Consider the following 21,615-nt stretch of genomic DNA (forward strand, 5'->3'; position numbering starts at 1 on the left):
GATGGAATACTAAGCAACATAGTTTATAGGCATTGATATTTATGGATTTATTTACAACATTATTGAATATTAATCACTTCCAAGAAAAACAATTTTTATATGTAGAACAACCGTGGTCACCTGAATCTGAGGTTGAACTTAGAGAAACGGATCTAACTAAAAATACAAACCCATCAAAATTTGAATTTTTCATAGAAATCTCTGAACTAAAATCACTCTTACAGCACTTTGAAAATAAAAATGTTTGTTTAAGAGAGACTTGCTACCTCATTATTGAATACATTCTTGATCAAAAATAATCAACGGCACATAAAACTGAAGCATGATTACAAGAAAAAATAGATATTTAAGGAAATGAAACTGTACGCATTTTTAAATCACAAAAATGTAAATAACGATCCCATATTCATAAATGAGTAAGATCGATTACACAACAGCATCATTTACAGATTGGTATTTTGCTTAATTCAGTTTATAAACTAAACAACAATCCTAAAAACAAATGCTTAAACTATGATTTATAACGTACATCATCTGCATTGTGGCACGATGTGTCCTGTTTGTGCGCCACTTTATGGGCAGCAAGGCATCACAGCTAAAATGGTATGTCATTGCTTACTTATTGAAACCGATCAAGGACTAGTTTTAGTCGATACAGGTTTCGGTATGCAAGATTATTTGCATCCACAAACACGTTTAGGCAAATTATTCACCACAGTCAGTGCGATTCAATCCGATTTCAATCTGACCGCTATTGCACAAATTCAGCAACTTGGCTTTAAACCTTCAGATGTGAAGCATATTTTGGTCAGTCATTTAGATTTAGACCATGCCGGTGGCATTTCAGATTTTCCTCAAGCAACGATTCACATTTTATCGAGTGAATTCAATGCTGCACAAAAAATTTCTGTAATGAATAAGTTACGCTATCGTCCACAACAATTTAAAAATCATCGCTACTGGAATTTCTTAGAACCTCAAAATGGTGAAGCTTGGTTTAATTTCAATCGAGTCCAAGGTTTTAGCATTTTCAATGATGAAATATTGTTAATACCATTATTGGGTCACACCGCAGGACATTGTGGTATTGCCATCAAACAGCAAGACCGCTGGTTATTATTCTGTGGAGATGCTTATTTTTCACATTTAGAATTGAATCCAAAAAATAAGTTGAGGCTACTCGATAAAACTGAACGCTTATTGGCGGACAACAATACACTTCGCTTAAAGACATTATCGCAATTACAAACACTTGCATACAATGAGCCTAAAATTGATATTATTTGCGCACACGACCCTGTTGAACTAGGCCGATACTTCTAAATGCTTAAATCTACTTTATCTCGCTCAGCTATCATTCTTATAGTCAGCTTACAACTGACTGCATGTATGACGACACAGGCCTTACCAGATCATGAGCGCCCTCAAAATTGGGGATCCATGATTAACAAGCAGCATAATCTATATCAAATCAGCCCTATGCTTTATCGTAGCGAACAACCGAATTCTGTCTTTATTCCAGAGTTAAAGAAAAATAATATTGATGTGGTGATCAATTTAAGAAGTCGAAATAAAGACAAAATGGTGCTTGCTGAGCAAAATTTTAAATTGGTTCATATCCCCATTAATACTTGGGCGATGGATCGAAATGATTTATTGGATGTGATGAAAGCGATTCAAACAGCAAAACAGCAAGATCAAAAAGTCTTAATTCATTGTTATCACGGTTCAGATCGTACCGGTGCAAGCGTTGCAATGTATCGTATCATTTACGAAAACTGGACGATTGATGATGCTTTGAATGAAATGAAACATGGTGGTTATGGGTTTCATCCGATTTGGGGCAATATTGAAAAATTATTCTCCCCTGAAAATATAAAATGGATTCGTGAACAACTCACGAATCCATCTGTTTAATAAAACCTCTCTCTAAAAAAGATTGAGAAAGGCTAATCATCAATTCAATTTAGCGGCGATCCAAAGGTGTCCATTCATTCACCCATGCAGATTTCATTCCTAAACTGGTATCTGCATTAATTTTTTTACGTGTCGCATCTGCTGCTTCACGGTCTTTAGAAGGCCCAACCATGATTCGTACACCTTTTGAAGTTGGGCTTTTCGTGACTTTATAACCTTTCGCACGCAATTTTGCAGAAACCGCATCCGCATTGGCTTCATTGGCAGCCAGTGCCACTTGTACCATCCACTGTTTATCACCATTTTCCAGCAACTCTCGCGCTTTTTCAGCTTCAGCCTTTTTCTTGGCATCTTCTTGGGCTTTATGCTTTTTATCAGCTTCTGCCTTTTTGTCTTCGGCTTCAGCCTTTCTTTGAGCTTCTGCTTTCTTATCAGCAGCGGCTTTTTTATCTGCCTCAGCCTGACGTTGTGCTTCGGCTTGTCGTTTCTTTTCTTCTGCTTTTTTCTCTGCTTCTGCGGTAGCTTGACGCTTCTGCTCAGCTAACTTTTTTTCAGCTTCATTTTTTTGTTTTAATTGTGCATTTTGCTGTTCAAGTTTTTTCTGCTCTGCAGCTTTTTGCTGTGCTTTGACTTTTTCATCTTGTACCAATTCAGGAGGAATATCGGCACCCTCTTGACTAGCAGCACCACGTCTTGCATTTGCAGCAGCATATTCTTCAGCTGCTTTACGTGCAGCATCAGCCTCTGCTTGTTGTTGCATACGCAAAAATTCAGCAGCTTTTGCTTCTTGTTCAGCAACGGCTTTTTCACGAGCACGCTTCTGCTCTTCTAATAAGCGTTTTTCAGTTGCAACATCGACAGTCAATGGTTGTAATTGAACAGGTTCACCTGCAGGCGTACTTTTATTTGGTTGTACTTGTTCAGCAAGTGGAGTTTGCACCTGTTTTTGGTGAATTTCTTCTTTACCTTTTAGGAGTAATGCCGCTAATAAAACACCACCACTTAATAATACAACTCCACCCATCCAGCGTTGCTTGTTATTCATTGACATTCTTCTAAATACTCCCAGACCGCTTCTAAGGTATGGAACGAACCGCACACCAAAATCAGCTGATTATTTTTTGTATCTGCAAGCGCTGATTGAAATGCTGCTTGTACACAATTAAATTGTTCGACTGTCTCACCTTGCAATGCAGCTTGTAATTGTTCCAAAGGTGCTGCACGTGGCACAATCAATGCTGCAATTTTCCACTTTAATACAGTATTTTTCAATAACTTGATCACAGAATCTATGTCTTTGTCAGACAACATTGAAAAAACTGAGACAACTTCTGTGTATTGTTTATTGCATTCTAAAAATTTCTGCAATTGCTTTAACAAAAAATCTACACCATGCGGATTGTGTCCCGCATCAAAAATAACTGTTTTATCTTTTATTTTACGAATTTCAAAACGACCTTGTAGCTGTGCATTTTGAATACCTTGTGCAATCGCATTTTGCGAAACTGTTAATCCACTGACTAGAATCGCAGCAACAGCGGTTGAAATGTTTTCTATCGCCAAATGCCCAAGCGGTAATTTAAGCGTGACACCTGAACCTGCAAAATTCCATGATTGCCCATCATCCGCATAATCATAGAAATAGTCACGATTCACTGTAAATAGCTTCGCTTGGCATTCATCTGCTTTGTTTTGAATTGCTTGCGGTAAGTCTTGCACACCGCCAAAAATTACGGGAATATGTGGACGAATAATACCTGCTTTTTCATACGCAATTTTTTCAATGGTATCACCCAACCAATCTGTATGGTCTAAACCAATATTTGTGATGACAGCAATATCTGGATCAATCACATTGACCACATCCAAACGACCACCTAAGCCAACTTCAAGTATCCAGACATCACATTGTTTTTGTTTGAAAATGACGAATGCAGCCAAAGTCGTGGCTTCAAAAAAAGATAAGGATAAATCACAGACACGGCGTGCTTGATCGACTTGTACAAAAGCATCAATTAAGCTTTGATCATCAACCTCTTGCCCTGCTAGTTTGACACGCTCGTTAAAACGATAAATATGTGGCGATTGATATAAACCGATATTTAAACCTTGTGCATTCAAAATTGCAGCAAGGGTTGTCGTGGTTGAACCTTTGCCATTGGTTCCTGCAACTGTAATCACTTTCGCTTGGGGTTTCATTACCCCGAGTTGTTCTGCAACAGGAATGACTCGTTCTAAACCTAAATCAATCCCTGTAACATGAACATGGCTCCAATAATTGAGCCATGTTTGTAAATCATCAATACTTAATGGTGCTTTGTCGTTCAAGGCAAGTTCATCAATTTCGCTACAATACGGTATACAGTATCACGTAATGCATGACGATGAACAATTTGATCGACTACGCCATGATCAAGCAAAAATTCAGCACGTTGGAACGGTTCTTCTAACTTTTCACGTACTGTTTGCTCGATAACACGTTTGCCTGCAAAACCAATCATGGCTTTAGGTTCAGCAATGTGAACATCACCAAGCATTGCCAATGATGCAGTAACACCACCATAGACAGGATGGGTAAGTACAACGATATATGGAAGATGTGCTTCTTTCATTCTTTGGATTGCAGCCGAAGTACGTGCCATTTGCATCAAAGACAACATGCCTTCTTGCATACGTGCGCCACCAGATGCAGCAAAACAAATGAGTGGAAGTTTCTTAGCAATGGCTTTTTCAGCAGCTTGGACAAAACGGTCACCAACCACAGTACCCATTGATCCAGCCATAAAGTCGAATTCAAACGCACATGCAACCATTGCAATGCTTTTCAGTTGACCTTGCATCACCACAAGTGCTTCAGTTTCTCCTGTTTTTTCCTGGGCTTCTTTAATACGCTCTGGATAGGGCTTACTGTCCACAAAATGTAACGGATTTTTTGCAACAAACTCTTGACCAAGTTCAGTGGTCACATTATCAAAAAACCAATTTAAACGGTCACGTGCTTTCATTTTCAAATGTTCATCACACGATGGACAAACATAGGCATTGAAAGACATTGCTGTACGAGTCACTAAGGCATGACATTCAGGGCATTCAATTGTCGGCTCTGTAAAAATTGCTTTAACTGACTGTTGTTCATCTGGCACATCAATGCCTGGTACAGTACGATCTGTCCAAGGTGTCGATGGATTAAGGACTTTCCCTGATTTCACTTCTTGATTCATACTAACTCATCGAGCGCAGCTCGAAGCTCCTTGACTTTATTGACCGCTGCTTCCACGGCTTGTGCTGGCGCTACATTCGCAAAAGGTTTAACAAAAGCACTTCCGACAATCACAGCATCTGCAACACTACCCACTGCTTTTGCAGAAGCAGCATCGCTAATTCCAAAACCTACACCCACTGGAATATCGGTGTAAGTTTTAATTTTTTGAATACGTGCTGTAACTTCTGCGGTATCCAATGTTGCTGCACCTGTAACACCTTTAAGCGACACATAGTAAATAAAGCCTGAAGCCTGTTTCACCACATGTTGAATACGTTCATCGGTAGATGTCGGCGCAAGCAAGAAGATTTGATCCATATCGTATTTCTTTAATACTTCACCTAAATCTTTTGCTTCTTCTGGTGGTAAATCCACTAGAAGCACACCATCGACACCACTTTCATTCGCAATAGACACAAACTTTTCATAGCCAATCACTTCAACAGGATTTAAATATCCCATTAAAACAACAGGTGTCGTTGTATCTTTTTGACGAAAGTCTTTAACCATATTTAATGCATCAAGGGTACTGGTTCCTGCAGCCAAAGCGCGCTCTGCTGCAAGTGCAATCACTGGACCATCTGCCATAGGGTCGGAAAATGGTAATCCAAGCTCAAGTACATCTACGCCCGCTGCAACCATCTGATGTAATAATGGAACAGTTACATGTGGCTGAGGATCACCCGCCATAACATAAGAAACCAAAGCTTTACGCTGTTGAGATTTAAGCTGTGCAAATCGGGTGGCTAAACGTGACATTGGTGTACTTTCCTTAGATTGTTAAAACTTGAGGAGTTGATGTAAAAATGCAAGACGTTGCATTGTAACGCTATTTTTCACTCATTGAATAGAGTTACTCGGTAGCACAATGTTATCTCATATAGATACACAATTTTATATAACAACCCAATGACTACATTTAGCTATATTTTACTTTTATGAACAATGATCAAAGCTTCCTATTTTTGGTCTTTTTTAATGATTACAAGTATTTATAAAAACTTCATTTCTCTTATAAAAAGCTTTTTAAAAAAACCATTTAGCTAAATTTGCATAACTTTTCAGAAATTGCAAAAGCTGTTCTATACTACGCAGGAATTTTAAATTTTATCTGTTGTGTATGACCTCCCACGCCACCCCTAAGGTGCAAGCACGTGTGCTTGCGCTATTACCGCTTATTGTATTTTTAGCCATTTTTTTAGGCAGTGGTATTTACCACTCAATCATCGGTACCGAATTTGCTTTTTATCAAATTAAAGCACCCGTTGCTGCCTTACCTGCGATTATTTTAGCTGTGCTGATTTATCGTGGAAAACTCAATGAGGCAATTGATGAGTTTCTAAAAGGCGCAAGTCACCCAAACCTCATCTTGATGTTTATGGTGTTCATGCTCGCAGGTGCATTCGCCAGTGTATCTAGTGCGATTGGTAGCGTAGATGCAACTGTGCAATTTGGCTTGTCCATTATTCCGCCTGAATTTGTTCTACCCATGCTCTTCATCATTTCTGCATTTGTTGCAACTGCAATGGGTACATCGATGGGAACCATAGCAGCATGTGCACCCATTGCTTTCGGGTTTTCTCAAGCAACAGATATCGCAACAGTCTATGCGATTGGTGCCGTCGTAAGTGGTGCGATGTTTGGCGATAATTTATCCATGATTTCAGATACAACCATTGCAGCAACACGAAGTTTAAATGTGGAATTAAAGGATAAATTTCGAGTCAATATTTGGATTGCACTCCCTGCTGCAATAGTGACAGTCTGTATTTATATGTTGAATATCCATTCATCTCAAGCCATTGAATATAAGGATTACAACCTTTGGCTCATCTTGCCCTATGTCGCTGTTTTTTTCCTTGCATTCACTCGCCTGCATGTACTCGCCGTGCTTACTATTGGCGTTGTGCTTTCTGGTGTCATGGGCTTAATAGAAACTCCTGCCTTTAGCATTTTCAAATTAAATACATCTATTTATGATGGCTTTACAAGCATGTTTGAAGTTGCTTTATTGTCAATGTTCTTAGGTGGTCTCTCCGCCATCATGCAAAAAGAAGGTGGTTTAGAATGGTTAATTCAACGGATTTATACTGCAACACGATTGTTTAAAATAGGCAAACAACGTGCAGGTGAAATCGGGATTAGCTTTTTGGTGATTTTTTCTAATTTATTTGTTGCCAATAATACCGTTGCAATCATTTTATCAGGCGATATGGCACGAGAAGTTGCCAAAGAATACGGCGTAGATCCAAAACGTGCAGCTGCATTTATGGATATTTTTTCTTGCATCGTTCAAGGGATTATTCCATACGGTGCTCAATTATTACTTGCATGTTCAATTGCCAAACTCTCCCCTGTGGAACTCATCGGTTCGATTTATTATTGTTGGGTTTTGGCAATATTAGCAGTATTGGCAATTGTATTTAGGTTTCCAAAACTAAAAGCATTAAGATGATGAATACTAAAAACAGGGATGATCAAGTGTGAATCATACGCTTTATCATCCCTTCAACCCTTGTTTTCTCTGCAGTAAAGTCTGCCCACTATGTGCCTTATAAGCTCTCGCTAAAGCAGACTGATCTGAATAACCCAAACGCATCGCAATATCGGTAAAATGTATATTATTCTGTAAAAAATGCTCACAGCGCTTCATGCGCTCAATCTCTACAATTTTTTTAAATGATGTATCCAAATCATTGAGCTGACGTTGTAAAGTCCGAATCGAAATATGTAACTCTTGTGCAATTTCATCTATTTTCGGTGCTTGTTCTTTTAGACGTAAATATTCAGCGACAAGTAAATGCAAATGCTCTGCTACGGTTTCGAACCGTGGCTTAGATGCAATCGCATCTTCCGCCTGACGAACTAAAAGTTGCATCAGTGATGGATCAGCTTGCAGTAATTTCAAGTTTAAACCCGACAAACTTAAACCAAAACAGTATTCAGGCTGGTTAAATAACACGTCACAAGCATAAAACTTTTGATAATGATAAACCGCAATTTGTGGGCTATGTGCAAAATGCACACACTGTAAAGGAAACTGATAATCTGGAACAATTTGACGTGCTAAACACACCATTAAAGCATTGGTTAACTCACTAATCAGACAGTATTTTTCTTGTAAAAATGGCCAACAAAGATAAACCACATCATCTTTTCTACGTACCTGCATCGGGGTAATTTCATCTCCATCAATCACCAATCGACTAAAGCGCCCAATATATTGTAAGGCCTCTGCAACAGTATTACTTCGTGCTGCCATATAACCCAATACACCAAAATGTTCTGGTCTAACATAGCGCGCCATTTCAAATACAATGTGCGGGCAATTCAATGCTTGCTTAGTTTTTTCAATCACTTGGAAAAAAAGTGTATAGGACGACTGTGTATCTATCGGTAATGATAAAATATGGGTCAATTGTGAACGTTCATCTTTCAAAAAATCAATATGCTGCCAATCAATACCCTGCTCAAACAAATAAGTCTGCCAAAGATGATAAAAACCATTTGCGATGAGTATTTCATTCATACTATTTACTCAAGTTCCTTCAAGTCACGTTCCAATTTGACAAGCTGTATTTTCATTCTGTCGTAAAATGTATAAAAATTGGCAACAACTGTCAAAACAAAGTTGTAAAAGCCCGACATACTGAAACCATCAAAGGCTATGCAAGTAAAATAAAATGAATGCTTTAGTCCATTATCAAGTAGACCCTGTTGTTCGAACTAAATTGGATTTTAAACTGGAAGATGTTCCTCGTTTCTGGTTCGCTGGCGACCCATTTCGCACACGTATGTTTGATGCGTTAAGTGTTACATTCCCAGACGGCGAGCGATATTTCATCGAATGTGTACGTTTGTTCCGTGACAAAATTACTGATCCAGACTTACAACAACGTGTTGCAGATTTCATTCGCCAAGAAGCACAACATGGCATCGCACATGACAAAATGAATCAAGTCATGAAACAACAAGGTATGCCTGTAGAGCAATTTATTACCTTTTTAAACAAGGTGTTTAAACTTGAACTCAAAAAACGCTCACCGCAGTACAACATTGCCATGACAGCCGCCGCTGAGCATTTAACAGCTTTAATGGCAGAAACGTTCTACAGCAAAAGAGAAACATTAGCCGAAGCACATCCTTATGTACGTGCGTTGCTCGCTTGGCATTCAATTGAAGAAATGGAACATCGTGACGTGGCTTTTGATGTAATGAAACAAGTCGGTGAAGTCCCTGAAAGCACACGTAAATTTGCACTGGCTTTTACCACAATCATGATGTTTAACTTCACCATGTACCGTGCCAATATCATGCTCAAATATGACGGATTTTCTCGTTTAGATCGAGTCAAAATGATTGCGAAAGGATTACCTTGGTTTATCGGTAAAAAAGGGATTTTTAATGCTATGCGTGGGCAATATTTAGATTGGTATAAACCTAATTTCCACCCAAGCCAACACCCTATTATTCGGCAATATGATGTCTGGGTTAAAACCATGGCTGAAACAAATGATCCAATTTTAGCAGGTGATGCTTTTTGGAAAGCTGGTTTGTAAATCACCTTAAAATGTTGATCATTTTCATTTTAAAAGTTTAGGTTTTTAAGATCATCATAGCGAGAAATAAAACAATGAATGCTTATGTAAAAAATCAGGTTGAGCCTGTGGTACGTTCGAATTTGGATTTCAAATTAGATCAAATTCCGCGCTTTTGGTTCAATGGCGATCCATTTAAAACACGTATGTTCGATGCGCTTAGTCTGACTTTTCCAGTGGGTGAACGCTACTTTATTCAAAGTGTTCGTTTATTTAGAGATAAAATCATTGATCCTGAATTACAGCACAAAGTTACAGATTTTATTCGTCAAGAAGCACAGCATGGCATCGCACATGACAAAATGAATGATGAAATGAAGCGTCAAGGCATGCCCGTAGAACAGTTCATTAACTTCTTAGGCAAGCGCTTCGAAGAGTTAATACAAGTACGTTCTCCGCAATACAATATTGCAATTACAGCTGCATCTGAACACCTGACTGCGCTCATGGCAGAGACTTTTTACAGTAAAAAAGAAACCTTACAAGATGTCCACCCCTATGTCCGAGCATTATTTGCGTGGCATGCGATTGAAGAAATGGAACATCGTGATGTGGCTTTCGATGTAATGAAACAAGTTGGGGAAGTCCCTGAAACTACACGTAAAGCAGCACTACTTATCACAACATGTTTAATGTTTGGCTATACATTTTATCGTGCCGATGTCATGTTGAAATATGACGGCTTTAATCGTTTGCAACGCGCTCAAATGGCAGTAAAAGGATTACCGTGGTTCTTTGGACGTCACGGTAAATTAACAGCTATGCGTAGCCAATTCATGGATTGGTTTAAAGCAGATTTTCATCCAAGTCAGCATCCTGTGATTCGTCAATATCAGGTTTGGATTGATACTTTAGCTGAAACAAATGATCCCATCGCAGCCGGCGAGGCTTTTTGGCAAGCCGCTTTATAGACTTATTTTAAATGTTTACACCTATTTAAATATTTGCATTCACATTTAAATTAAGGTATGAATTGTTTAAACGTAAATGGTTTTAAAATAAACAATTCAGTGATACTTTCTAATTTACCCTTTCAGCAACATAAGTAGATATCCACTGTAGCTTATGTTGCTTTTTTATTTATTCATTTCTGAAAAAGTAGAATGATTGCCCAAAACTAACCTGTATAAACTTAAAATTGACAAAAAATCTGTAAAAAGTTCACTTGTCACGTCAATCAGCGCTTTATACACATGAAAACACTATCCCAAACAATATATTATGTATATCAATGTAGCATGTGAGCACTTAACTAAATTCATGAAAATGCTGTTTCAATGAATATTAGCTATGGCAGAAACACATCTATTCATTCGAGCTCTCGTTGATAGTTGATAACAAATATCTGATCCAATTCTTGCAGAAGATGCTTTTTGGTATGCTACTCAATAAAAAATAAATAAAGTGAAATTAACAAGTATTACCATTTAGCATAGTGCTGCTCCAACAATCCATACTCTTTATTGAGTTGAAAAATTTCACCCGTTTCAGTCTGTATAGTTCCACTAATTTTAGATTGCCACTGACTAAACTGGCTTCCGACCAAACGAAGATTTAGATTTTCAAAACGACGCCAGCCTGTTTCAACAGTCAATTGTAATTTTCCGTCCAAAGAACGAATTGACCAAACATTTTCATCTAATTTTTCAAAGAGTACATCTGACATTGCATATAACATGCCATTCACCCAAAGACAGTTTTCATTACCAAAACTTTCATTGACTCCAGACGCAAGGTTTAATCCGATACGCTGCCCATTCACATCCCAAAAATTACAAGAAAGCCAAAACCAAGCAGTTTCAGGTCTTAAAAAACCACAAGTGTCATCCAATGCAGCCAATGTTTTATCAGTAAAATGAATCTCTTGCTTATTTTTATTAATAAAAAAACCTTCTACTGCCAATGTAGTTTTCTTTTGCGTATATGTCCATCCGTTGATACCATTTGGACTACACAAACTCAAAGGCTCAGTTCCGGCACAAAAAATACGGGCTTTTAATTGTATTTCACCATGCCGCTTAGCTTGAATATAACGCACACCATTAGCATGTTGCATCTCAAACTCGAATGGTGATTTACTAAAATGGCTTTGGCTATACAAAGGCTGTTCATCGACCACTGTACCACGACCTAAAATAGTATTAGCATTCCATTCCAACACTTCATTCGTCGAATGGTCGTAGATATAAATAAACCCATGTCCTGCCCAACCAATATCTGCAATCGCAATTCCAATTGTGTATTGATCGTGTTGAATGCAACAGAATTTAAATTTTTTATATTTTAATTGCTTACGCCAACCTGTTAGCTCTTTCCCATAAGGTGTTTTATACACATATTGTGCCACATCGATTGTAGTTGGAAGCTCTTTAAAACGTCCATAACGCGGTTGACCATTGCTTTGTATTAAATCCATTTTTTATTCCCAATCCTTTATTTATGGGAGCGAATAAGACTTTAGTCGATCATTTAATTATTACTATTTTTGTAAATTTAGCAACCATAGAAAAATATAAATTTACCCAAAAAAATTCCCCCTCAGCGTAATTTCTAAATTTAGCGCTATATTTTCTCATCATTATTATGATGCAAAAGAATATAGGGCAATTGCCCTATATTTTAAATCTCTATTTCAATAAACTTCGTGCTTATTTGGCTGGACTACCCCATTGATTTGATTCAGGTTTAGTTTCTGTTGCCAACCAAACAATGAGCAAAATTGCGCCAACAATAGGAACGAGACAAATAAAATACCACCACCCCGAACGTCCAGTATCATGCAGGCGACGAACTAAAACGGCTAAATAAGGAATAAATAATGCAAGTGCGGTAATGATATAAAATACAGATGGTTTTTTAAAAATAATCGAATCTAAGATACATGCAATAATGATTAATCCAAACTGGACAAGTGCAAAATACCAAAACTCTTTACGACGCGCACGTCCTGAAAAGTTAGCATAATTACTTAACCCTTTTTTAAACCAATCAATTGGATTGTATTGGTCTTCAGTTTTAATTTGCGACATATGTTTTCTCACTGTTTATTTTAAGTGTTGTAAAAATTTTTATAAATATCGAATAAATAGTAGCCTAATTTATTTACATTTTCGAGACTATTTATCATTTTATAGTAAATAAAAAAGAGGCAATATTGCCTCTCTCTTATCTTCTGATCAAAAAATAAATATTAGAAACCAGAAATTTTCTGAGTCACTAGATATTGGATTAATCAATTTTACCGCTTGCCACTTTATCTTTTAAGCGTTGTGGTGCTTTAAAACGCTCACCATATTTCGCTTCAAGCTCGTTAGCACGCACTAAAGCTTTTTCTAAACCATATTGATTTAAGAACTGAATTGCACCACCTGTCCACGGTGCAAAACCTATACCGAAAATCGAACCAATATTGGCATCTACAACAGATTCCAATACATTTTCTTCGTAGCAGCGTAAAGTATCTAACGATTGCACAAACAGGAAGCGGTCTATCATTTCTTGTTCAGAAATATCGATATCTTTCTTCCAGTGGCTCAAACCATCCCAAAGTTGCTTTTTGCCACCCTCTGGATAATCATAGAAGCCCGCACCCGCAGCCTTACCTTTACGGTCAAACGTGTGGATCATCTTTTCAATCACTTCATCTGCACCTGAACGTGGCAAATCTTTACCTTCAGCTTGAAGTGCTTTACGAGTTTCAGCTGCAACGTGTTCAGATAAAGTTAAAGATACTTCATCCTGAATTGCCAATGGACCAATTGGCATACCTGCTTTAAGCGCAGCCATATCAATACGTGCAGGATGGATTCCTTCAGAAAGCATACGCAAACCTTCCTGAACAAATGTACCAAATACACGACTGGTGAAGAAACCACGGCTGTCATTCACAACAATTGGAGTTTTACCAATTTGCTGAACATAATCGTAAGCTTTTGCCAAAGTTTCAGCAGAAGTATTTTGACCTTTGATGATTTCAACCAATGGCATTTTATCTACAGGACTAAAGAAATGTAGCCCAATGAAATTCTTGTCATCTTTAGATGCTTTAGCTAAACCAGTGATTGGAAGTGTTGATGTATTCGATGCGAAAATACCGCCATCAGCAAGGAATGCTTCTGCTTCTTGTGTAACTTTTGCTTTGAGTTCTGGATTTTCAAATACAGCTTCGATAATTAAATCACAGCCTTTTAAATCTTCAGGATTCGCCGTTGCAGTAATTAAGCTTAATACTTGTTCACGTTTTTCCGCAGTCATACGACCTTGAGAAACACGTTTATCCAGCAGTTTTTGACTATACGCTTTACCTTTATCTGCATTTTCCTGAGAAACATCTTTCAAGACAACAGCAATACCTTTCATCGCCGTAGAATAGGCAATACCAGCACCCATCATCCCTGCACCTAAGATACCTACTTTGGTCGATTGCCATTTTGCAACATTCTGCGGACGACTTGCACCTGCTTTAATCGCATTTAGACCATGCCAGAATGTACCAATCATGTTCTTCGCAACTTGACCTGTTGCAATTTTAGTGAAGTAGCGTGATTCGATACGTAATGCTGTATCAACATCAACCTGAGCACCTTCAACTGCAGCAGCCATAATTGCTTCTGGCGCAGGATAACAACCCTTGGTTTTATCACGCAGCATTGCAGGGGCAATCGCAAGAACTTGAGCAACCGCAGGTGTTTTAGGATCACCACCAGGAATCTTATAACCTTTCACATCAAACGGTTGTTGTGATTTAGGATTCGCTTTCACCCATGCAATTGCTTTATCAAATAACTCTTGTTCAGTGTCAGCAGTATCGTGGATTAAGCCTAAAGATTTTGCTTTATCTACGCCAAATTGCTTACCTTCCATAAGGAATGGGAATGCATTTTGTAAGCCTAATAGGCGAACCATACGTACAATACCACCGCCACCAGGCAGTAAACCCAAAGTAACTTCAGGTAAACCAAATTTGCTCTTAGGATCATTTAACGCAATACGCGCATGACAACCCAGTGCAATTTCCCAGCCACCGCCAAGTGCAGTACCATTCAGTGCAGCAACAACAGGAACACCTAAAGTTTCGATGTAACGAAGTTCATGCTTCATTTTTTCCACAATTTGGAAAAATAAAGTTGCATCTTGAGGCGTTGCCTTAATCAGCTCATCTAAGTCACCGCCTGCAAAAAAGGTTTTCTTTGCAGAGCGGAAAATAACACCTGTGATGCCAGATTCAGCTTTAAATTTTTCTATAATTTCAGTTAAAGCGACCTGAAAGTCAGCATTCATAGTATTTGCAGATTGATTTGGAGAATCTAAAGTCAGAATAACAATACCATCAGCATTTTTTTCAAATTGAATTGCGCTCATTATTCTTCCCCTTATACCAACTCAATAATGGTCGCAATACCCATGCCACCACCGACACATAATGTCGCCAAACCACGCTTTTTGCCCTGACGCTCAAGCTCATCCAACAACGTACCTAAAATCATTGCACCTGTAGCACCCAATGGATGACCCATTGCAATAGCACCACCATTCACATTCACTTTTTCAGCAGGCACTTTCAACTCAGTCATAAAACGCATAACTACAGATGCAAATGCTTCGTTCACTTCAAATAAATCAATATCATCAATGGTTAAGCCCGCTTTTGCCAATGCTTTACGTGCAGCAGGTGCAGGGCCTGTTAACATAATCGTCGGGTCTGTACCGACAAGTGCTGTCGCAAGCACTTTGGCACGTGGTTTTAAACCTTGTTCTTTTACCGCTTTTTCAGATGCAAGTAGAACAACTGCAGCACCATCAACAATACCTGATGAATTTCCTGCATGATGTACGTGATTAATTTTTTGTGCTTCAGGATATTGTTGTAATGCAATCGCATCAAACCCCATACTACCCATCATTTCAAAACTTGGATTTAGTCTCGCAAGACCTTCAGCAGTTGTTGCCGGTTTAATAAATTCATCTTTTTCTAAAATGACCACGCCTGCGCCATCTTTAATGGTGATCACAGATTTATCAAAACGACCTGCTGCTTGAGCGGCGGCGGCTTTTTTCTGTGAGTTTGCGGCAAATGTATCTACATCTGTGCGGCTATAACCATCCAATGTTGCAATTAAATCTGCACCAATACCTTGTGGTACAAAGTGTGATTTTAAATTAGTTTCAGGATCAAGCGCCCAAGGGCCTCCATCCGAACCCATTGGAATACGTGACATAGACTCTACGCCACCCGCCACAACAATATCCTCCCAACCCGAACGAACTTTTTGAGCTGCCATATTCACAGCTTCAAGACCCGATGCACAAAAACGATTAATCTGAACACCAGCAACATCATCACTCCAACCTGCAGCAATTGCAGCAGTTTTAGCAATATCACCACCTTGGTCAGAAACAGGGGTTACACAACCCAGTACGATATCATCAACTTTAGATGTATCTAGGTTATGACGATCTTTCAATTCATTTAACAAGGTCGTAAGTAGCGTAATTGGTTTCACTTCATAAAGTGAACCATCTTTTTTCCCTTTTCCGCGTGGTGTGCGAATGGCATCGATGATGTAAGCCTCGCTCATAGCTGTTCCTTTTTATGACTTTAAATTTGTTATGGTGAGTTGAGTTTAATGATTAATCATTGAAGTGCAATGACGAGAACGGGAAAGTCTATTGATAGTTTTGGTCAATGGGAATGGATCTGTTTACGGGCATATTCAGATGTTTACTCAGTAAAATGAATTTCCATGATGGCAATATTGTCAATTCATGATTTTGAATGAACATAACAAAAACATAAGATATATTTTAAATTTTTGAGGAGCAAAATCCGTTTAAATGCATGTGTCGTATAGACTATTGGTTACAGATAACCAGAAATTTATTCTAAGCGTTTGGAATAATTTTTTATTAGAATTTACTGAATAAATAAGCATGTCATTATTTTAAGCAAAAAAAAACCGAACTAGTCGGTTTTTTATCACTAAAAGAGTAAGTTGACCTTACTCTTCTTAGTTAAATATGTATTATAGAGCTACGATGTTTACAGCATTTGGGCCTTTTTGACCTTGTGCAATGCTGAATTCAACTTGTTGGCCTTCAGCCAAAGTTTTGAAACCAGAGTTTGCGATTTCGCTGAAATGAGCAAAAACGTCTGGACCTGACTCTTGTTGAATGAAACCGAAACCTTTAGTTTCGTTGAACCATTTAACAGTACCTTTAACAACAGCTGAGTTTGACATAATATAAATCCTAATGATTTTTTAAATAATTTAAAGTCGTCTTACCGACCTACAATGACTTTGAAAATAATAAAGAATGGAACCTAAAATCTAAAAAAACGAAGGATTATGACTAAAACTGCGATACTTAAAGAAGATTTAACGAAACAAAACTTTTTTTCAAGCCTAATAATACACTTTTCCCCAAAGTATACAAGCAATTATTAGAATTATTTTATTAATTAAAGCTGATATTTTAAATAATCATTTATTTACAATAACTTAAATCAATAATTTTTTATTAATTTTATCTTTACTAATGATTATAGCTAGAAATCAAACATGATCTAGTGTTTTGGATAGGTTCTACAATAAAAAAAAGACCTGATAATCAGGTCTTTTTCAGTGCTTTAATTTTTTTATCAACATAAATTATCGATATAAATTAATGATAACCATGTAACTGACGATATAAGCCAGGGGTTACACCTGTCCATTTTTTGAAAGCACGATGGAAAGTCGATGTTTCACTAAAGCCAACTTGTTGCGCAACATCTTCTAAGGTTAAATCTGGATTCAATAATAAATGAATCGCAGCATCACGGCGTAAAGCATCCTTAACACCCTGATAACTCTTACCTTCCGCAGCCAAACGGCGACGTAAAGTTTGTGGCGATAAGTAAAGCATTGAAGCCACATCATTCAACGTTGGCATTTCTTCGCCAATCTGACTCTTTAATACTTCACGAATACGAGATGTGAGCGAATTGGTATTTTTAAATTTAACCAGAAGTTGCGCAGGAGCAGCTTTTAGAAACTCCTCCAAACTCGCTTCATCTTGACGAATAGGTAAATCTAAATAATCTGCGGCAAAAGTAATTTCGGTACGTGGCATATCAAATTGCATGACGGGAGCAAAAAATAGTGCATCGTATTCGTCAGCATGACTCGGTCGCGGATAGCCAAAATGAACGCGCTCCAAAGGAATGCGGCGTTCAATTAACCATGACGCTAAACCATGCCAAATCATAAGCATACTTTCAGTAATGAAATGATCTGGATCCATGGTTTTTGGAATAAGCGGCACTAAACGTGCTTCATGTTTATCACGCTCAACAGCAACAGACCACTCGTCTCCGAATAGCTTATAGAATTGCGATGAGAGCTCTAGGGCTTCACCCAAGGTTTTGGCATGAATGATCAATTGACACATGATAGCAAACGAGCCTAAACGTCTTGGTTGAATATCAAAACCAGCATGCTCGTCTTGAGTCACCATCCACATCATTTTAATAAAACGCGTGTATTGCTCAGGAGAAATACGTGCTTTAGGTTGACGAAGTAATTCCGCTTCTATGCCTACGTGTGAAAGTAAGGTGTCAACATCCATTCCTAGACGCTTTACACCTGTCAGGGCTGCATTAACGAAATGGATACTAATCGTATCACGGCTCATGTTAATTCCTTCAGTCTCTTTGATGTTCACTTTCAATTGACCTAAATGACACTAAAAAATGTTTGATTGGCGATTTACAACATAGCAAATCACCTTTTTACATCTTAAATTGCCGAAATGATCAAGGTAAATGGCTGAACATGACATTGTTATGTTTGTTTTATATTTCTAATATGATGTAAAAATCAACCTGAATTTGGTAAAAACGACTATGACAACAGCTTTAAAAGGATTGAAAGTTCTCGATTTTTCGACTTTATTACCCGGTCCATTTGCGACTATGTACCTTGCAGATATGGGTGCAGAAGTTGTTCACGTAGAGTCACCTACACGTCCAGATCTAGTCCGTTTGTTCCCTCCTTATGCCAATGGACAAGCGACTTCACATAGCTATTTAAACCGTAATAAACAATCTGTAGCACTCGATTTAAAAGATCCTAAAAATATAGAACTCATCAAACAAAAAATTTCAGATTTCGATATTGTTGTTGAACAGTTTAGACCCGGTGTGATGCAACGTTTAGGATTGGATTATCAAACACTTGCAGAGATTAACCCCAAACTTATTTATTGTTCAATTACAGGTTATGGTCAAACTGGTTCATATAAAGACAAAGCAGGTCATGACATTAACTATGTTTCATTGTCAGGGATTGCAGGACATAGTGGTCGCCAAGACAGTGGACCACCGCCAATGGGGATCCAAATTGCTGATGTTGCAGGTGGATCTTTACATGCGGTCATCGGTATTCTTGCAGCAATTACAGAACGCCAAAGCAGTGGTATCGGACAATATATTGATATTTCGATGACAGACTGTGTGGTAACTATGAATAATATGGCTGCAGCAGCCAGTATTGCTGGTGGACAAAACCAATGTGTAGAAAATGAACAACTGAATGGCGGAACATTCTATGACTATTACCGTACGCAAGACGATCGTTATATTTCAATCGGCAGTTTAGAGCCACAATTTATGAATGGTTTAGCTACAACACTTGAACTACCTAGCATCTTACAAAAAGGGGCTTCTTTTGATTCGGATGACCGCAAAGAGGTCAAACAAGCCATTCAAAATAAAATTCAAACAAAATCTTGGGAGGAATGGCGTCAAGTTTTCAGCCACCTCGATTATTGTGTAGAACCTGTTTTAAAACTAGAGGAGGCTTTAACCTCTCCATTGGCAAAAGAACGCAATTGGGTGGTCGATGTTCCATTAAAATCTAATGCTGAGCAAAAAGAACCACAATTAGCATGTCCAATTAAATTTTCTCGTTCACAAATGCGTTATGACTTTATTGGTCAAGATTTAGGGGAAGGTGAATGGTAATTCATCTCACCATTGAGCCTTAAAATTTCGATTATTAAAATTACAAATTTGCTTAAATATTAACAATTCACATAAGTTGTAACTTCACATATAGATGTAACCTACAAAATAAGGGTTGTATCTATATGTTTTTTAGCATTTTAAATACTTGCTTTTTTCACCAATAAAAACCGCCTTTTATTTATACGATTAAAAATATAACGCCAATCCATAATCCTATTGCCCCACCCACAAATCTCAAAACTAGATTCTTAATTTAATCTTTAAAAACAGTATTTTATACATTCGTTAATATTTACCATTTTTTAATGTTCTCTCGGCATAATAAGCAAGTAGGCACGCCTTAAAAAATACTCAAATAATTATCACAATAAGATAAAATAGCAAGAATAAGTTACATAAAATCGATCAAAATAATAGATTTATGTACTAAAACGAGAGTATTATTTACAATTAGTTGCAGTTTTGTTAATAAGGTCGCCGAATATGAAGAAAATTAAAGATAGTCCATTTTGGGTTATTAGTCTTTTGTCATTAAGTTGCTCTATACAAATTGTACATGCTACAGAAGCATTTAATCCTGAAAGCCAATGGATGTTGGGGGATTGGAATGGAAAACGTACCGAATTACAGAAAAAAGGTTATGACTTTAGCTTAGGCTATACAGGTGAAATGGCAACGCTACTCGATGCCAATCATCATTCAAGTCACGGTACTGAATATGCTGACCAATTCGCGATTGGTACACATATAGATTTAGAAAAAGTCCTCGGTTGGAAAGACACCGAAGCTCAAATCACAGTGACTGAACGTAATGGTCGCTCACTGTCTCAAACTTCAGATGCCTTAGCAGGACATTTAAGTTCTAGCCAAGAGGTTTGGGGACGTGGTCAAACTTGGCGTTTAACCGATTTCTGGATAAAGAAACAATTTTTAGATCAGAAACTGGATATCAAAGTCGGACGCTTTGGTGAAGGTGAAGATTTCAATAGCTTTGATTGTGATTTCCAAAACCTCGCGCTATGTGGCTCTCAAGTGGGTAATTGGGTCGGTGACCAATGGTACAACTGGCCTGTTAGCCAATGGGCAGCTCGAGTGAAATACTCGATTCAACCTGATTTATATGCACAAATTGGTGCTTATGAATACAATCCTGAAAATTTAGAACGTGGTAAAGGTTGGAATCTCAGTACAGATGGTTCACATGGTGCAATCATTCCCGCAGAAGTTGTGTGGCAACCCATTGTTGGCGTGAGCAAATTACCGGGCGAATATCGTTTTGGTTATTACTACAGTACGGCGGATGCAGCTGAAATCTTACATCCTGAACAAACCTATCATAAACAAGGCGCTTGGATTGTTGCTAAGCAGCAATTAACAGCGCATAACGGCGATAAAACCCGTGGTCTAACTGGTTTTGTGAATGTCACCGTACATGATTCGGATACCAACCGTGTCGGTAATATGCAAAACGCTGGACTTGTCTATAAAGGTGCTTTTGATACGCGGCCTAAAGATGAAATTGCTTTTGGTATCTCTCGAATCAGCATCAATGATGATGTCAATGACATACAAACTCGTCAGCAAGACGATGAATATAACGCTGAAATTTATTACGGCGTTCATGCAACCAATTGGCTCACCATTCGCCCGAATGTGCAATATATCCGTCATGTTGGCGCATATAAAAATGGGGAAAATGCGTGGGTTGGTGGCATCAAGTTACAAACTGCGTTTTAGTTTATAGATAATAAATATTTCTCTGCACAGTATTCACACAGCTGTGTTTTGAGATATTTAAGATCTAAAAATTCAACCAAAGTACCTCATCATTC

At 38.0% G+C, this 21,615-nt stretch carries 19 protein-coding genes; 8 read left to right on the top strand and 11 right to left on the bottom strand.

Annotated features, from left to right (window positions below; all coding sequences use genetic code 11):
* Positions 1 to 41: 41 nt before the first annotated feature.
* The 3 genes from ACG94X_RS14530 to ACG94X_RS14540 all read left to right on the top strand — a co-directional run bounded on the left by ACG94X_RS14530 (position 42) and on the right by ACG94X_RS14540 (position 1,917).
* A complete protein-coding gene (locus ACG94X_RS14530; RefSeq protein WP_419384422.1) occupies positions 42 to 299 on the top strand; it encodes a hypothetical protein in 258 nt (85 codons plus the stop codon).
* A gap of 214 nt (positions 300 to 513) precedes the next feature.
* Positions 514 to 1,323 carry an MBL fold metallo-hydrolase gene (locus ACG94X_RS14535; RefSeq protein ID WP_419384423.1) on the top strand — a complete coding sequence of 270 codons (810 nt, stop codon included), beginning with the start codon at positions 514 to 516 and terminating at the stop codon, positions 1,321 to 1,323.
* The gene (locus ACG94X_RS14540) at positions 1,324 to 1,917 is read left to right on the top strand and encodes a dual specificity protein phosphatase family protein (protein ID WP_419384424.1); all 594 of its coding nucleotides are present in this window, start codon (positions 1,324 to 1,326) and stop codon (positions 1,915 to 1,917) included. It abuts the gene before it with no gap.
* Positions 1,918 to 1,966: 49 nt separating this feature from the next.
* Here the strand turns inward: ACG94X_RS14540 and ACG94X_RS14545 are convergent, their stop codons facing one another.
* Genes ACG94X_RS14545 through trpA form a run of 4 tightly spaced genes read right to left on the bottom strand, consistent with a single transcriptional unit; the run spans position 1,967 to position 5,938 of the window.
* Positions 1,967 to 2,968 carry an SPOR domain-containing protein gene (locus tag ACG94X_RS14545; RefSeq protein ID WP_419384425.1) on the bottom strand — a complete coding sequence of 334 codons (1,002 nt, stop codon included), beginning with the start codon at positions 2,966 to 2,968 and terminating at the stop codon, positions 1,967 to 1,969.
* A complete protein-coding gene (folC, locus tag ACG94X_RS14550; RefSeq protein WP_419384426.1) occupies positions 2,959 to 4,245 on the bottom strand; it encodes a bifunctional tetrahydrofolate synthase/dihydrofolate synthase in 1,287 nt (428 codons plus the stop codon). Before folC ends, ACG94X_RS14545 begins: the two co-directional genes overlap by 10 nt.
* The gene (gene accD / locus ACG94X_RS14555; protein ID WP_419384427.1) at positions 4,242 to 5,138 is read right to left on the bottom strand and encodes an acetyl-CoA carboxylase, carboxyltransferase subunit beta; all 897 of its coding nucleotides are present in this window, start codon (positions 5,136 to 5,138) and stop codon (positions 4,242 to 4,244) included. Before accD ends, folC begins: the two co-directional genes overlap by 4 nt.
* Complete coding sequence (gene trpA, locus ACG94X_RS14560) at positions 5,135 to 5,938, bottom strand: tryptophan synthase subunit alpha (protein WP_419384428.1); 804 nt, start codon at positions 5,936 to 5,938, stop codon at positions 5,135 to 5,137. Before trpA ends, accD begins: the two co-directional genes overlap by 4 nt.
* 361 nt (positions 5,939 to 6,299) lie before the next feature.
* On the opposite strand from trpA, the gene ACG94X_RS14565 reads away from it, so the two are divergent.
* Positions 6,300 to 7,634, top strand: a complete 1,335-nt coding sequence (locus tag ACG94X_RS14565; protein WP_419384429.1) for a Na+/H+ antiporter NhaC family protein — start codon at positions 6,300 to 6,302, stop codon at positions 7,632 to 7,634.
* Between the two features lie 45 nt (positions 7,635 to 7,679).
* Here the strand turns inward: ACG94X_RS14565 and ACG94X_RS14570 are convergent, their stop codons facing one another.
* Positions 7,680 to 8,708, bottom strand: coding sequence for an AraC family transcriptional regulator (locus ACG94X_RS14570; RefSeq protein ID WP_419384430.1), 1,029 nt, complete (start codon positions 8,706 to 8,708; stop codon positions 7,680 to 7,682).
* A gap of 154 nt (positions 8,709 to 8,862) precedes the next feature.
* Between ACG94X_RS14570 and ACG94X_RS14575 the strand changes: the two genes are divergently transcribed.
* On the top strand, positions 8,863 to 9,738 hold the full coding sequence (locus ACG94X_RS14575; protein WP_419384431.1) for a metal-dependent hydrolase: 876 nt from the start codon (positions 8,863 to 8,865) through the stop codon (positions 9,736 to 9,738).
* Positions 9,739 to 9,812: 74 nt separating this feature from the next.
* Positions 9,813 to 10,688 (top strand): metal-dependent hydrolase, encoded by an 876-nt coding sequence (locus ACG94X_RS14580; RefSeq protein ID WP_419384432.1) that lies wholly within the window; start codon positions 9,813 to 9,815, stop codon positions 10,686 to 10,688.
* Between the two features lie 509 nt (positions 10,689 to 11,197).
* Here ACG94X_RS14580 and ACG94X_RS14585 read toward each other — a convergent pair.
* From ACG94X_RS14585 to ACG94X_RS14610, 6 genes are all read right to left on the bottom strand, one after another.
* On the bottom strand, positions 11,198 to 12,193 hold the full coding sequence (locus ACG94X_RS14585) for a DUF2804 domain-containing protein (RefSeq protein WP_419384433.1): 996 nt from the start codon (positions 12,191 to 12,193) through the stop codon (positions 11,198 to 11,200).
* A 232-nt stretch (positions 12,194 to 12,425) separates the two neighbouring features.
* Entirely contained in the window at positions 12,426 to 12,806 is a 381-nt protein-coding gene (locus tag ACG94X_RS14590) for a DUF805 domain-containing protein (protein ID WP_419384434.1), read from the bottom strand.
* Between the two features lie 199 nt (positions 12,807 to 13,005).
* Positions 13,006 to 15,138, bottom strand: a complete 2,133-nt coding sequence (locus ACG94X_RS14595; RefSeq protein ID WP_419384435.1) for a 3-hydroxyacyl-CoA dehydrogenase NAD-binding domain-containing protein — start codon at positions 15,136 to 15,138, stop codon at positions 13,006 to 13,008.
* Between the two features lie 11 nt (positions 15,139 to 15,149).
* The gene (locus ACG94X_RS14600; protein WP_419384436.1) at positions 15,150 to 16,355 is read right to left on the bottom strand and encodes an acetyl-CoA C-acetyltransferase; all 1,206 of its coding nucleotides are present in this window, start codon (positions 16,353 to 16,355) and stop codon (positions 15,150 to 15,152) included.
* Positions 16,356 to 16,799: 444 nt separating this feature from the next.
* Positions 16,800 to 17,015: a cold-shock protein gene (locus ACG94X_RS14605; protein WP_419384437.1), complete on the bottom strand. Its 216-nt coding sequence runs from the start codon at positions 17,013 to 17,015 to the stop codon at positions 16,800 to 16,802.
* 424 nt (positions 17,016 to 17,439) lie between these two features.
* Entirely contained in the window at positions 17,440 to 18,450 is a 1,011-nt protein-coding gene (locus ACG94X_RS14610) for an AraC family transcriptional regulator (RefSeq protein ID WP_419384438.1), read from the bottom strand.
* Between the two features lie 211 nt (positions 18,451 to 18,661).
* On the opposite strand from ACG94X_RS14610, the gene ACG94X_RS14615 reads away from it, so the two are divergent.
* Positions 18,662 to 19,780 (top strand): CaiB/BaiF CoA transferase family protein, encoded by a 1,119-nt coding sequence (locus tag ACG94X_RS14615; protein ID WP_419384439.1) that lies wholly within the window; start codon positions 18,662 to 18,664, stop codon positions 19,778 to 19,780.
* A 486-nt stretch (positions 19,781 to 20,266) separates the two neighbouring features.
* Entirely contained in the window at positions 20,267 to 21,520 is a 1,254-nt protein-coding gene (locus ACG94X_RS14620; protein ID WP_419384440.1) for a carbohydrate porin, read from the top strand.
* The last annotated feature ends 95 nt before the right edge of the window (positions 21,521 to 21,615 follow it).

Source organism: Acinetobacter psychrotolerans, from assembly GCF_048552595.1.
Lineage (GTDB): Bacteria > Pseudomonadota > Gammaproteobacteria > Pseudomonadales > Moraxellaceae > Acinetobacter.